The sequence below is a fragment of the Sphingobacterium lactis genome, assembly GCF_051951495.1.
GTDB classification, from domain to species: Bacteria; Bacteroidota; Bacteroidia; order Sphingobacteriales; family Sphingobacteriaceae; genus Sphingobacterium; species Sphingobacterium lactis_A.
Window position 1 is genome coordinate 1,587,728 of record NZ_JBNHAS010000001.1, and the last position, 13,551, is coordinate 1,601,278.

Consider the following 13,551-nt stretch of genomic DNA (forward strand, 5'->3'; position numbering starts at 1 on the left):
CGAATTTATTATGAATATTTCATATATCTCAACATGGTTGAACAGGCTTCTATTGCTTATTTTTCTCGCAATGGGGTTCGCCAATCTTGCTTATTCACAAGAAACAACCGGTTCCTTATCGGGTAAAACAATCGATGCCAATGGTACTGTCATCGCCGATGCAACCATTACGGCCATCCACTTACCCTCAGGAACTAAATATGTCCTTTCAACAGATAAAAATGGTCTATATACATTAAATAACCTTCGGATTGGCGGTCCTTATCAATTGACAGCCTCAAGAGTCGGAATGCTCAGTGATGTCAAAGAGGATATCCAAATCCGACTAGGTGGAGCATTAAACATCGACTTTATCCTGAAATCAGAATCCCAACAATTAGAAGAAGTGGTTGTTTCTGTTCGGGCTGCTGGCCAAAGGGCAGATACCTATGGTGCAGGAAAGAATATTTCAGCAGCTGAGGTACAAAGCATGCCAAGTGTATCCAGATCCATTACTGATCTAACCCGTCTAACTCCTCAACGGAGTCGAGACAACAGTTTTATGGGAACCAACTTCCGCTATAACAATGTCACCATAGATGGAGCGATCAATAACGATGCTATCGGTTTCTCTCCTTCTTTAGGTGGTCAAACTGGTACCTCAGGTCTTGCAGGAAGCTCCACAAGGACAAATCCTATCTCCATTGAAGCCATACAAGATATGCAGGTTTACTTAGTTCCTTACGATGTTAAAATTGGAAATTTTACGGGTGGATCTATTAATGCAGTTACCCGATCAGGTACTAACAAAATAGAAGGTTCGGTATACGGTTTTGGTAGAAATGCTGCTTTAACTGGATCTGACAGAGTTGGTAATTTAGGGAAAATGAATGCTGATTTCCACGATTATCAAGCTGGTTTCCGTATCGGATTTCCAATTCTTAAAAACAGGATATTCTTCTTCTCTAATCAAGAAATTAGCAGAAGAAATGACCCCACCCAATTGTTGGTCGGAAGCAATGAAACAGCAAATATCTTAAGTGCTGCTGATGCAAGCTCCATCATGAACACCGTAAAAAACAGGTATGGCAATATATTCGATGCTGGAACAGCCGATTTGTATACCAATTGGTCAAAGTCCATCAAGTTCTTTAATCGTTTAGACTGGAATATCAATGAGCAACATCAATTGGCCATCCGTAATAATACCATCCGTAGCTCCGCAAGTCACATGGATAGAGATCAACAAGATTTCCGCTTCTCGAGTATGGCATTTGAACAGACCAATAACCAAAGCTCTACAGTGACCGAATTGAAAAGTAGGTTTTCTAATTCCGTAAGTGGAAATGCTGTCATCGGTTTCACCCTTGTAAGAGACCGTCGTGACCCTTTATCCGATCCTACCCTACCACAGGTTCAAATACAAGGTAGAAGCCCAGGTACCACTATCTATATAGGTACGGATCGAGAGGCCAGCATCTTTGACCTTCAACAAAAAACTTGGGAGATTACTGCCAATCTAAACTGGAATAAAGGGAATCATAAGTTCTTATTTGGTACCCATAATGAGCTTTACAACATCAATTATGGATTTGTCAATGGTTGGAATGGTCGTGTTGATTATAACAGCATAGAAGATTTTATCAGCAATAACCCCTACCGAGTTCGTGGTAGTTACAATTATTCGAACAACAGCAGATCCTATATATTAGACAATCCTGCGGCAAACTTCAACATCAATATGTACAGTTTGTATGCACAGGACGAAATTATGATAAGCGATCGTTTTAGAGTAACACCAGGTATCCGAGCTGATTTTGCTCACTTACCACAAAAACCGGGGGTATCTGACCGCATCAATGCTATTTGGCCAGATCCTAATTTCAATACAACTTATCAGTATTCTCCCGTTAGCCGCATTAACAACAGTTTCTTAAACAAGGTTCAATTATCACCAAGAATAGGTTTTCGTTGGGAAGTTACGGAAGAACGTGATCTTGTTCTTCGCGGGGGTGCTGGTTTATTCACCGGTCGAATTCCATTTGCTTGGTTGGCTTATGCTTACTACAATACTGGTTTAACCTATGGTGCATTTGATCAGCGTGTAGATCAAAAACCATTCACTCCTGGTTCTGATGCCATTAAACCTAGTCAGAATGGATTAGGTGATTTTATTGCTCAAAACGGAGCGGTCATTAATGACCGAAATAGCGGCCGTACGCAAGTCGATTTAATCGATAATGGATTTACCATGCCGCAGGTATTTCGTACAAGCCTGGGGATTGATTATGCCATAGAGAATGGATGGAAATTCACATTCGATGGAATCTATACAAGAAGTATCAGCGATGTGATGTTCCAACAAATCAACAGTAAAGATAACCCGCTTTGGTATGGCTATGATCAAAACAAAAAACAACCTGTTTACAACGGTACAGTAGACAGTAAATTCTCCAACATATATTTCCTCAGCAATACCAACCAGGGCTATCGATATAGCTTGACAGGCTCAGTAAGCAAGAATTTCAAACAACTTAGTTTAACGGCAAGTTATACCTTGGGGGAATCCAAAGATCTATCCAATGGCGTTCGTAATTCCATGGAATCCAATTGGCAGTTAAATCAATCTTTGGTTCCAAACAACCCTAAATTGGCTTATAGTAATTTTGATATTAGACATCGACTTATGTCGAATATCAATTATGACTTTCTTTGGAAAAGTGCTGGAAGAACCAATTTAAGCTTATTCTTCTCAGCACAGTCGGGTTCTCCATTTACTTATGGTGTTGTCAACAACAGCATTCAAGGCTTAAGTCAACAAGTTAGCTTGGTTTATATCCCGAAAGTTGAAGAAGCTATTCAGTATTTCAAAGACATTCCATCTGGACAAACAGCAGTACAACAAGCTGCAGCATTCAATCAATTCATTAATTCCAACGATTATTTAAAATCTAGACGTGGACAATTTACAGAGCGAAATATGGCCAGAACGCCATGGAATGTTCAAGCAGATTTCCGAATAGCACATGAATTGCCTGTTACAAAATCAGGTCAAGCTTTAACTATATCTGCTGATGTCGTAAATGTCACCAACTTAATCAGTAAGAGTTGGGGAATTCAATATTTCTCTCCTAATACTTTCAATTCAACCAGTTCTGTGGGTTTAACACCAACACTGTTTCCTCCACAGCAGAATCAGAACACTTGGCCAGTATTTACTTTCAAAGACCCAGGGACGGCTTATAGCATTGATTATTTCAATTCTAGAGCACAAGTACAATTAGGTGTAAGATATTCTTTCTAGTCTCCATACCCTTCTTAGTTTATATAATCCTACTCCGAATCAGTAATTCTGATTCGGAGTTATTTTTATATCAACTATTTAACACCAATTTTAATAGGTTTTCAGATTTAAAATAGCGGAAATTTTATTAAATTAGATAAAACTATTAATACAAGAACATGAAAAGCTTTTCCTTAATTATTGGTATTTTTTCATTGTTTGCAAGTTTCTCCTACAAAGCACAAGAAACTAAACAAACTGAAGAAAAACAAGTTCTAGCATTTGCCGATTCGGTGGTCAAGTGGATTGAGAAAAAGGACATCAAGACCTTACAATCACGCACTGGAAAACTAATTGATTGTTATGCTTGTTCAGAGGAATTTACCAAGAATTATGAAGGCTATAAACTTCCAGCTGCTGATTTTTATAAAAAAGAGTTTAATAGGTTGTTTGGTGCAGATCTACTAGCTAGATTAAAACGGAATAAAACTATTTATGTCAAGCAACCCGATGAAAAAGATCTACATATAGTTTACTATACCATCTTCAACAAAGACGAAGCTGCCCCTGGTCATGAGGGTGGACAATTCGGTATTTGGGTCACGAAAGAAGATGGAAAATATATAATCTATGGCTTTGATACCATCCCGTAAAAACTAGTTTGAAATATTAGGAATAATAAGTCTCCAACTCCATCTCATCCACTCGGTTTACTATGGATTTTAGATTTCTCTCAAAAATTGTTAATAGTGCGTAGCTAAAATAGGTGACTAAAAACACAAAGAAATGATAAATATTTATTGGGAGAATCTCGCCTATCCATCCAGACATTAACAGAACAGAACTGCCAAACATTAAAGGAATCATCAGCCCTAAATAACCTCGATAAAGCATATATTTATTATATATTGGTCGATATTTGAATATATAAATCAAGGTCATCAGAATAAAAATCACAACTGCACCACCGATAAATCCATCCCAGAAAGGAGTTCTATCCGCCGGAATAAAATAGCCAAACAAAGAAAAATAGACGATAAAAATAATACTATACCATCCCTTCATATATTTCCATATTTCGGCAGGTAGCTTATGCAAGAATCTTCGATTCAATCCCCAACCATAGGAATCAGCAATTTCAGAAAATCCGTAAATGCCAAAACTCGAATAAGCTTTATCCATTGCTTCAGATAATTCCAAATGCTGATTTGAACTCATCAAATCCTCCACCTTACAGGCAAAGTGATCTAATATTTCCAATTGTACATCCACATATGGGTGACCTTTTTTCTCGATAAATGAAAGTAAAGTCTTTAATTCTGCTTTGTTTAATTTCTTGCTTATCATGATAGGCTTGGTTTTGAGTTAAGAATCAATTGTAATTTTTCAATAAAGGTCAAGGCATCCTGTATCTTACTAACTTGCTCCTTCTGTCCAAATTCTGTTAAGGAATAATACTTTCTGGCTCGTCCATCCACTATTACAGACTCCGTTTGCAGGTATCCATCAGCTTCTAGTTTATGCAAAGCTGGATATAAAGCACCTTCTGTCAAAATGAACTCTCCCGCTGTCAACTGCTTTACCTGCTGCGTAATTTCATAACCATACATCTTGTCCTTATCTGATAATAATTTCAAAATAATAGTCTGTAATGTCCCTTTCAATAACTTAGAATCCTTCATTTTCATCAATTAGTATTTCAAATATACATAATTTTCTTATGTATATAAGATAAAGCAAAAAAATACCGATTATTAAAATCGGTAAGCTTAAATACTTTAAAATTCTGAATCCAATAGCAATTTAGCACGGAATCCTCGAGCAGCATAATAAGACTCTGCCCCATTATGATAGGTAAAAACTCGGTCGTATCGTCTATCCCCAAAAATTGCTCCTCCTAATTTCCTAACCTCTTCAGGAGTTTTTAACCAACTACTGGTTTTCAAATCAAACTTTTCAATTGTCTGTAATATTTTAAATTCCTCTTCTGTAAGTATGGATATAAAAAAATCTTCAGCCATTCCTTCTGCACTAATCTTTGGTTTATGCTCTTTGCGGGTATCCAAAGCCAACTGATCATAACAACAGCTTCTCCTACCCTTAGGACTTTCAGCTGAACAATCCACATAGCAAATAGTTGAACTTTCCGGATCTAGAACTACCACATCTGGTTCACCCCCAGTTTCCTCCATTCGCTGTAAAGACCATAGTTTGATCGCATCTGAATTCAATATTTCCGATACATTCTCCCATTTTATATGGGCATGACGGTGCATATTTTTTTCAAATCGTTGTTGTAATATTTGAATTAATTTATCGGATTCCTCTTCGGTTAATAGTTTTATATTACTCATGTTAGCTATTTATGATAGGTTAATGTGAATCGAATTTAGCAAAATTTACAATTATTCTTGAGGTTGAACAGCAGTTTTCTTTCCGAATATTGTCGTGCCCATACTTGCTAAAACCACACATCCCACCGATAACCATTGCAACAAACTGAGGTTTTCACTCAAGAACAATAAACCTGATAAAGCACCAAAAGCAGGTTGTAAACTCGTAAGAATACTGAAGGTTTTAGCAGGTAATCTGCCCAATGCGATCATATCCAAAGAGAAAGGCAGGGCACTGGAAAATATAGCCACTCCTAGACCTTTAAGAAAAAGTTCTGGAGTTAAAGACATGATAGAACCATCCCATAATGCAAATGGAATGATAAAAGCAGTAGCGATCAACATGCCTGTACTAACCGCATGTCTACCATCCATAATTTTTGATACCTTCCCTCCTATAATGATGTAAACAGCCCAAAATGTACCAGCAGTAAAAGCCAATAGCAATCCAATGATATCAATATCATTACTATTCCAAGGAACAATCAATAATATCCCCACACAAGCAAGCGAAGCCCATAGTACATCGAGCCATCGTCTTGATAAAGCAAATGCCAAGAATAATGGACCAATAAATTCAATCGTCACACCTAATCCTAATGGTATCCGCTGTATTGCCATATAAAAGATAAGGTTCATGGCAGCAATCCCTAATCCGTAAATAGCACAATAAAGCCATTGTTTAGAATTAAAAGAAAATATTGGAGGACGATTAATGAGGTATAAAAGTATAGCTGATAATCCAATTCGTAAAGTGGTTGTTCCAATCGGACCAATAGCAGGAAACAATTGCTTGGCAATCGAAGCACCACCCTGTACACAAACCATGGATAAAAGCGCTGCAAAAACAGCAATATTAGTGGATTTTAACTTCATCTTTAGGGTTTTGCAGCATGTTAACTCTACGGTCCAAATACTGGATTCTACAAATTCTGATGCATCGCAAATATATCAATTAAAGGCAATTTCCAAGCCTTTTAATAATTCCATTTTTTAATACTAACGTTACGTTTTACGCGGGCAGACATTCCGCTGCGCTTAGTGCTGCCCCTACGCAGAGTTGCTATTAACTATCCAATATCGAACTATCTTGATAACACGTTAGTTAGGGGGGGTACTTAGAGAGTTTGAAGGAAGGAGATGTATCTCCGACGAAAACGAACGGAATGACCGCCCGATTTTAGATAACAGATAATGGACACCAGATATTAGACCAATTGAGCAGTAAAGAGTATAGGTTGAGCAGTAAAGAGTGTAGGTTGAGCGGGCGATGCATGCATCGCCCCTACAAACAATCGTGAAAATATTGGCAATTATTACCATAACTGTAGGGTCGAAGCATGCTTCGACCGTTATCCAAAATCCAATTTCTCTTCCCCTCAAAAAACCTAAAATCTGGTGTCTTTCGTCTTTAGTCTAATAGTCTACTATCTCACATCTAATAGCGTAGCGGTCTCATATCTCCTATCTTTTTCTGGTGTCCTTCATCTGTAGTCTCAATGTCTTTCCTAGGGGATTTACAGGGGTTTGCCAAGGGTTTGCTAGGGGTTTGATTCGAGACTCTTTCGGATCTCATTCGGAACTTGTTCGGATCTCCTTCGGATCTCGTTCGGTTCCGACCGAACGAGATCCGAAGGAGATCCCTATCAGATCCTTGAAAATTCCCTAAGCGTCTCGAATAAAACTCAAGGTTAATCCGACACAATACCTTAGGAAGGTAGACCATTTTCCCTAGCAACTTGCTACAGAATAGCTATTGCATCCAATTCAACATCCTAGTTACTCCTATCTACTTCTTAATTCCATCCTTAACATTTTTAATTTTAAATAATAATCCATAGCTTCGTAGAAACTTTAGGGGTGTCTGCAAGTGTTGCAGGCTGAGATATTACCCTTTGAACCTGATCTAAGTCATATTAGCGTAGGGAAAAGTAAGAGCTCATCATGGGTGTGAATCTGCACCGCTGACGACGTTCCTAAAGTTTATTAAATCATCTAATAAACGAAGGAATGGAAATCAGTATCAATCAACAAAAGAAACAATTTACAGAGGCTCCAGCCAATCTTGCGATACTTTTGGAGAAGGAATTCCCTGACCTAAAAGGTGGAATTGCTGTTGCACTAAACAATCGTGTCATCCCCAAGGACCAATGGTCCTGCACTTCCATACAAGCAGAAGATCAAATTCTAATCATAAAAGCCACCCAAGGTGGTTAACCTATCCATGTATTTAAGCTTTAAAACTATGAATCAAGAGACTATCAGTACCAGCCCATTTCCAAATTCGAAGAAAGTATATATCCCAGGAAAGCTATTTCCTATTGAAGTAGCCATGCGCGAAATCACATTGAGTCCTACCAAACTGAGTAAAGGTGGATTTGAAGAGAATGCGCCTATTACCGTGTATGACACTTCTGGTCCATATACTGATGAAACCGCAACAATTGATGTAAGAAAAGGATTGAAACGAATTCGTGAGCAGTGGATTCTAGACCGTGAGGATGTGGATGTACTAGAACAAATCAGCTCTGAATATGGATTGGAAAGACTAGCAGACACAAAATTGGATGAATTACGTTTTTCTTATTCCCACAAACCAATGAAAGCCAAGGAAGGAAAGAATGTTACCCAATTACACTATGCTAAACAAGGGATTATAACCCCTGAGATGGAATATATCGCGATTCGTGAAAATCAACGAATTGAACAATTGGATAATGCCCCAGCATCCTTAAAACAACAGCATCCAGGTGAAAACTTTGGAGCTAAAACTCCAAAAAATAAAATTACTCCTGAGTTTGTCCGTGATGAAATAGCCGCTGGTCGTGCTATTATTCCAAATAACATCAACCACCCAGAAAGTGAACCTATGATTATAGGACGCAACTTTTTGGTTAAGATCAATGCGAATATTGGTAATAGTTCTGTTAGTTCCAGCATTGAAGAGGAGGTTGAAAAAGCTGTTTGGGCATGCCGTTGGGGTGCTGATACGATCATGGACCTTTCTACAGGAAAAAACATCCATGAGACCAGAGAGTGGATCATTCGTAACTCACCGGTTCCAATTGGTACTGTTCCAATCTACCAAGCCTTAGAAAAAGTGAAAGGTGTACCTGAGGATCTTACTTGGGAAGTTTTCAGAGATACCTTAATCGAGCAAGCTGAGCAAGGGGTTTCTTATTTCACCATTCATGCTGGGGTATTGTTGCGTTATATTCATTTAACCGCAGCTCGCGTAACTGGGATTGTTTCTAGAGGTGGCTCCATCATGGCAAAATGGTGCTTATTTCATCATAAAGAAAACTTCTTATATACCCATTTCGAGGAGATCTGTGAAATCATGAAGCAATATGATGTGGCATTTTCATTAGGTGATGGACTACGTCCTGGCTCTATTGCAGATGCGAATGATGCTGCACAATTTGCCGAATTAGAAACGCTTGGTGAGTTAACAAAAATAGCTTGGAAGCACGATGTTCAAGTGATGATCGAAGGTCCTGGCCACGTTCCTGTGCATATGATCAAAGAAAATATGGAGAAGCAATTGGAAGAATGTGATGAGGCACCGTTCTATACCTTAGGTCCATTGACAACGGACATCGCACCTGGATATGACCATATCACCTCTGCTATTGGAGCAGCAATGATTGGTTGGTACGGCTGTGCCATGTTGTGCTATGTGACGCCTAAAGAACACTTGGGACTTCCGAATAAAAAAGATGTAAAGGATGGGGTTATTACCTATAAATTAGCAGCACATGCGGCCGATTTGGCTAAAGGCCATCCTGGTGCACAGTATCGCGATAATGTATTAAGTAAAGCTCGATTTGAATTCCGTTGGGAAGATCAATTTAATTTATCATTAGACCCTGATACAGCTAGGGAATTCCATGATGAGACCTTACCTGCTGACGGTGCTAAGGTAGCCCACTTCTGCTCGATGTGCGGACCGAAGTTTTGCTCGATGAAAATCACACAAGAAATCAGAGAAGCAACGGAAGAAGGTATGTTAGAAAAATCACAGGAATTTATTGAAAGTGGTAAAGAAATCTACTTATGATCATTGTCATAAGCAAAGAGCAATATGACCCTTTAGAACCTAAAATCTGGTTGCAATTACTAGAAAATGGTTTGGAAAATCTTCATATCCGTAAATACGACCTTACGGATATGGAGGTCATCCATTTGATAAATACCATTCCTAAGGGTTTTAGGAATGCCTTGGTATTACATTCTCATCATCATTTGGCAAACGAATTAGGAATCAATAGACTTCATTTTAATAGCCATTTGCGTGATAATATATCAAAAAGTGGTTTCAAAAATTATCAGTTGTCTTGTTCTGTCCATCATATTTCTGAATTTAATTCCTTAGGTAGCTTTTGGGATTATGCTCTTATAAGTCCAGTCTTCCCAAGCTTATCAAAGCCTGGATATGGATTAAACAAGTCCGTTGTGCCTCAACTTGCTGACCGAAAAAATCAACAAGTCTCTTTAGTAGGCTTGTCCGGAGTCAATGAAGACAATATTGATAAGACCCTTCAGATGGGATTTGATTCTGTCGCATTAATGGGAAGTATCTGGAATTCTGAAAATCCTTTGGAAACTTTTAAGGCTTGTCGCCGTAAAACCTTAAATCATGTCTAATTTTAATCTACCTATATATCAATACATTTCCCAAGGAAAAAGTAAACCTGAGCAATTAACGGGTATTCAGAAAGTCCTGGATCAAGGGATTAAATTCATTCAAATCCGTTGGAAAGAAGCGGAAAAGAATCAACTGATTCAATTGGGATTGAAAGTGAGAAAACTTTGTGATGCATATCAGTCCTTACTTATCATTAATGATCAATGGGAAATCCAACCCGAAATAAATGCTGATGGGGTTCATCTCGGACTTACGGATGCATCCATAACACAAGTTAGGGAGTCTTTAGGATCAAACATCATTTTAGGAGGAACGGCAAATACCTTTCAGGATGTTAAGCAACGTATAGCGGAAAAAGCCGATTACATTGGCCTTGGTCCCTATAGGTTTACCAGCACCAAAACAAAATTAAGCCCGATACTGGGGCTTGCAGGCTATCAAGAAATTCTTCAGCGATTAAATGAAGAAAAGATAGCTATCCCAACCATTTATGCAATTGGAGGGATTGAAGAGCAAGACATTGCGCCATTACTAGAAATAGGAATTTATGGAATTGCCGCATCGACCTTATTTCTAAATCAATAATTATTAATACTACGTCTCATGGAAAAATTACAGATCAAGGATAAAATATTCAACTCTAGATTGTTTTTAGGAACAGGAAAATTCGGGAGTCTAAACCTTATGGTGGATGCCATAAAAGCATCAGGTTCAGAAATGGTAACCATGGCCTTAAAACGAGTGGATACCCATGATGAAGAAGATCAATTTCTAAACTTTCTGAAATCCCCTGAGATTAATTGGTTACCAAATACCTCCGGTGCTAGAACTGCTGAAGAAGCGGTATTGGCCGCTCAATTAGCACGAGAAGCGATGGAAACCAATTGGCTTAAGTTGGAGATTCACCCTGACCCCAGATACCTTTTACCTGACCCGATTGAGACCCTAAAAGCAACTGAGGAACTAGCAAAATTAGGTTTTGTTGTATTGCCTTATATTCATGCGGATCCGGTACTATGTAAACGTCTTGAAGATGCAGGAACAGCTGCTGTGATGCCACTAGCCTCACCTATTGGTAGCAACAAGGGCTTAAAGACAGTTGATTTTCTAGAGATCATTATCGATCAGAGTCAAGTTCCTGTAATCGTCGATGCTGGAATCGGAGCCCCTTCTGATGCTTCAAAAGCTATGGAAATGGGCGCTGACGCTGTATTGGTAAACACCGCTATTGCTGCTGCCAAAGACCCAATAAGTATGGCTATTGCTTTTCGCTTGGCTGTTGAAGCAGGCCGTACTGCTTATGAGGCTGGTTTAGCAGGACAAGTGGCCAAACAGGCTATTGCCTCCTCCCCTTTAACATCCTTTTTATTTGATTAATTCAGCAAATGAACAGTTATAGTACTATTTTCGAGCAAGAGGATTGGGATACTTTAAAAGCAAGTATCTACCATAAAACAAGTGATGATGTACATCGAGTACTGCGTAAATCGAAGAAGGATATTTATGATTTTGCAACTTTACTTTCTCCTGCTGCTGAATCCTTCTTGGAGGAGATGGCCAGACAATCCATGGTTTTGACGCAACAACGTTTTGGTAAGACCATTCAATTATATGCGCCACTTTATCTAAGCAATGAATGCCAGAATATCTGTACTTATTGTGGATTCAGCATGGACAATAAGATTAAACGAAAGACCCTTTCAGATTCGGAACTTCTCCTGGAAGCTTTTGCATTGAAATCAATGGGCATTAACCATGTACTTCTAGTATCTGGTGAAGCCAATAAAATCGTTGATACGGCTTATTTCTTAAATGCAATAGCCTTATTAAAACCACATTTTGCACAAATTTCCATCGAAGTACAACCTTTGGATCTAGCGGATTACCAATTACTACAACTAGCAGGTGTACATGCGGTGCTGGTATATCAGGAAACCTACCACCAGGAGGTTTATAAAGAATACCACCCCAAAGGGAAGAAATCAAACTTCAAATATCGTTTAGAAACACCAGACCGCATAGGACAGGCAGGTATACACAAAATGGGATTAGGTGTTTTATTGGGTTTGGAAGATTGGCGGGTGGATAGTGTTCTCAATGCCAAGCATATTGACTACTTACAAAAGAAATACTGGCAAAGCCGGTATTCTGTTTCCTTTCCTAGGCTTCGTCCGGCAGAGGGAATCATTGAACCTAATTTCATCATGGAGGATAAACATTTGCTGCAGTTAATCTGTGCATACCGCATTTGGAATCCCGACTTAGAAATATCGCTCTCTACTAGGGAATCTGAACGATTCAGAAACCATGTGGTTCCTTTAGGTGTAAGTACCATGAGTGCTGCTTCGAAGACCAATCCGGGTGGTTATGTAGTAGACCCGCAATCTTTAGAACAATTTGAGATATCTGATGAACGTTCGATGGAAGCCATTCGTGACATGATTAAAGGGCATGGTTATGACCCGGTAATGAAGGATTGGGATCAAGTATATTCGGGTGTGTAGCGATGGCAGCAGAGCAAGATAATTTTAAACGTTATAGCCGACAGATCTTTATGGAGGAAGTCGGTGTGGAAGGACAGCGAAAGATCATGAGCACTAAAGTATTGGTAATTGGTGCAGGAGGATTGGGCTCTCCGATTATACAATACTTAGCGGCTGCAGGAATCGGGAAATTAGGTATTGTTGATCATGATATTGTAGAGCTCCACAACCTAAATCGACAGGTCATTCATCAAGAACAGGATGTGGGTAAACCAAAAGTTCACAGTGCTGCACGATTTGTTGAAGCTATTCATGCTAACTTGCATTATGAGCTGTATTCCACCCGATTGGAAGAAGAACTTGCTGATAGCACATTTCCCACATATGACATCATCGTGGATGCAACAGATAATTTTGATACACGCTATTTGATCAATGATTATTGTGTTAAATGGAATAAGCCACTGGTATATGGAAGTATCCAAAGTTTTGAAGGACAATTAACGGTTTTTAATTATCAAGGAAGTAAGAATCTGCGCGATTTATTTCCAAGATCAACGGATGACTCCAATCTTCCGACCTGCGATAGTTTAGGGGTTTTAGGCCCTTTGGCAGGCATGATTGGAAATATGATGGCCTTGCAAGTTTTAAAACTGGCTATTGGCTTACCAGTTGAAAGCAATAGACTAACCTTGATAGATAGCTTACAATGGAATTTTATTACCGTAGATTACTAAGGGAATTAGAATCAAACCCACTCTTCTT

General features: G+C 38.8%; 13 protein-coding genes and 1 riboswitch. Of the genes, 9 read left to right on the forward strand and 4 right to left on the reverse strand.

The window, feature by feature from the left end:
- Positions 1-10: 10 nt before the first annotated feature.
- Together ACP6L2_RS06785 and ACP6L2_RS06790 are read left to right on the forward strand one after the other, a co-directional pair.
- Positions 11-3,283: a carboxypeptidase regulatory-like domain-containing protein gene (locus tag ACP6L2_RS06785; RefSeq protein WP_440508506.1), complete on the forward strand. Its 3,273-nt coding sequence runs from the start codon at positions 11-13 to the stop codon at positions 3,281-3,283.
- A 158-nt stretch (positions 3,284-3,441) separates the two neighbouring features.
- Positions 3,442-3,915 carry a hypothetical protein gene (locus ACP6L2_RS06790; RefSeq protein ID WP_440508507.1) on the forward strand — a complete coding sequence of 158 codons (474 nt, stop codon included), beginning with the start codon at positions 3,442-3,444 and terminating at the stop codon, positions 3,913-3,915.
- A gap of 16 nt (positions 3,916-3,931) precedes the next feature.
- On the opposite strand, the gene ACP6L2_RS06795 is transcribed toward ACP6L2_RS06790, so the two are convergent.
- The 4 genes from ACP6L2_RS06795 to ACP6L2_RS06810 all read right to left on the reverse strand — a co-directional run bounded on the left by ACP6L2_RS06795 (position 3,932) and on the right by ACP6L2_RS06810 (position 6,531).
- Positions 3,932-4,609 (reverse strand): hypothetical protein, encoded by a 678-nt coding sequence (locus ACP6L2_RS06795; protein ID WP_440508508.1) that lies wholly within the window; start codon positions 4,607-4,609, stop codon positions 3,932-3,934.
- The gene (locus ACP6L2_RS06800; RefSeq protein ID WP_440508509.1) at positions 4,606-4,944 is read right to left on the reverse strand and encodes a PadR family transcriptional regulator; all 339 of its coding nucleotides are present in this window, start codon (positions 4,942-4,944) and stop codon (positions 4,606-4,608) included. Before ACP6L2_RS06800 ends, ACP6L2_RS06795 begins: the two co-directional genes overlap by 4 nt.
- Before the next feature lie 96 nt (positions 4,945-5,040).
- Positions 5,041-5,616, reverse strand: coding sequence for a DUF4256 domain-containing protein (locus ACP6L2_RS06805; RefSeq protein ID WP_440508510.1), 576 nt, complete (start codon positions 5,614-5,616; stop codon positions 5,041-5,043).
- 51 nt (positions 5,617-5,667) lie between these two features.
- A complete protein-coding gene (locus ACP6L2_RS06810; RefSeq protein WP_440508511.1) occupies positions 5,668-6,531 on the reverse strand; it encodes an EamA family transporter in 864 nt (287 codons plus the stop codon).
- A 970-nt stretch (positions 6,532-7,501) separates the two neighbouring features.
- Positions 7,502-7,600: riboswitch (TPP riboswitch) on the forward strand.
- 65 nt (positions 7,601-7,665) lie between these two features.
- Here ACP6L2_RS06810 and thiS point away from each other — a divergent pair.
- From thiS to ACP6L2_RS06845, 7 genes are read left to right on the forward strand one after another with little or no spacing between them, the layout of a single operon-like run.
- On the forward strand, positions 7,666-7,872 hold the full coding sequence (thiS, locus tag ACP6L2_RS06815) for a sulfur carrier protein ThiS (protein ID WP_440508512.1): 207 nt from the start codon (positions 7,666-7,668) through the stop codon (positions 7,870-7,872).
- Positions 7,873-7,900: 28 nt separating this feature from the next.
- Entirely contained in the window at positions 7,901-9,715 is a 1,815-nt protein-coding gene (gene thiC / locus ACP6L2_RS06820; RefSeq protein WP_440508513.1) for a phosphomethylpyrimidine synthase ThiC, read from the forward strand.
- Complete coding sequence (locus ACP6L2_RS06825) at positions 9,712-10,302, forward strand: thiamine phosphate synthase (RefSeq protein WP_440508514.1); 591 nt, start codon at positions 9,712-9,714, stop codon at positions 10,300-10,302. Before thiC ends, ACP6L2_RS06825 begins: the two co-directional genes overlap by 4 nt.
- On the forward strand, positions 10,295-10,888 hold the full coding sequence (locus ACP6L2_RS06830) for a thiamine phosphate synthase (protein ID WP_440508515.1): 594 nt from the start codon (positions 10,295-10,297) through the stop codon (positions 10,886-10,888). The genes ACP6L2_RS06825 and ACP6L2_RS06830 overlap by 8 nt, the downstream gene beginning before the upstream one ends.
- A gap of 18 nt (positions 10,889-10,906) precedes the next feature.
- Positions 10,907-11,680, forward strand: a complete 774-nt coding sequence (locus tag ACP6L2_RS06835; protein ID WP_440508516.1) for a thiazole synthase — start codon at positions 10,907-10,909, stop codon at positions 11,678-11,680.
- 8 nt (positions 11,681-11,688) lie between these two features.
- Complete coding sequence (gene thiH / locus ACP6L2_RS06840) at positions 11,689-12,807, forward strand: 2-iminoacetate synthase ThiH (RefSeq protein WP_440508517.1); 1,119 nt, start codon at positions 11,689-11,691, stop codon at positions 12,805-12,807.
- Positions 12,808-12,809: 2 nt separating this feature from the next.
- A complete protein-coding gene (locus ACP6L2_RS06845; RefSeq protein ID WP_440508518.1) occupies positions 12,810-13,523 on the forward strand; it encodes a HesA/MoeB/ThiF family protein in 714 nt (237 codons plus the stop codon).
- Positions 13,524-13,551 lie beyond the last annotated feature (28 nt).

What these genes read in the sequence shown, in the direction of transcription:
- ACP6L2_RS06785 (WP_440508506.1), top strand. Translation starts at nt 11, where the DNA reads ATGAATATTTCATATATCTCAACATGGTTGAACAGGCTTCTATTGCTT.
- ACP6L2_RS06790 (WP_440508507.1), top strand. Translation starts at nt 3,442, where the DNA reads ATGAAAAGCTTTTCCTTAATTATTGGTATTTTTTCATTGTTTGCAAGT.
- ACP6L2_RS06795 (WP_440508508.1), bottom strand. Translation starts at nt 4,609, where the DNA reads ATGATAAGCAAGAAATTAAACAAAGCAGAATTAAAGACTTTACTTTCA.
- ACP6L2_RS06800 (WP_440508509.1), bottom strand. Translation starts at nt 4,944, where the DNA reads ATGAAGGATTCTAAGTTATTGAAAGGGACATTACAGACTATTATTTTG.
- ACP6L2_RS06805 (WP_440508510.1), bottom strand. Translation starts at nt 5,616, where the DNA reads ATGAGTAATATAAAACTATTAACCGAAGAGGAATCCGATAAATTAATT.
- ACP6L2_RS06810 (WP_440508511.1), bottom strand. Translation starts at nt 6,531, where the DNA reads ATGAAGTTAAAATCCACTAATATTGCTGTTTTTGCAGCGCTTTTATCC.
- thiS (WP_440508512.1), top strand. Translation starts at nt 7,666, where the DNA reads ATGGAAATCAGTATCAATCAACAAAAGAAACAATTTACAGAGGCTCCA.
- thiC (WP_440508513.1), top strand. Translation starts at nt 7,901, where the DNA reads ATGAATCAAGAGACTATCAGTACCAGCCCATTTCCAAATTCGAAGAAA.
- ACP6L2_RS06825 (WP_440508514.1), top strand. Translation starts at nt 9,712, where the DNA reads ATGATCATTGTCATAAGCAAAGAGCAATATGACCCTTTAGAACCTAAA.
- ACP6L2_RS06830 (WP_440508515.1), top strand. Translation starts at nt 10,295, where the DNA reads ATGTCTAATTTTAATCTACCTATATATCAATACATTTCCCAAGGAAAA.
- ACP6L2_RS06835 (WP_440508516.1), top strand. Translation starts at nt 10,907, where the DNA reads ATGGAAAAATTACAGATCAAGGATAAAATATTCAACTCTAGATTGTTT.
- thiH (WP_440508517.1), top strand. Translation starts at nt 11,689, where the DNA reads ATGAACAGTTATAGTACTATTTTCGAGCAAGAGGATTGGGATACTTTA.
- ACP6L2_RS06845 (WP_440508518.1), top strand. Translation starts at nt 12,810, where the DNA reads ATGGCAGCAGAGCAAGATAATTTTAAACGTTATAGCCGACAGATCTTT.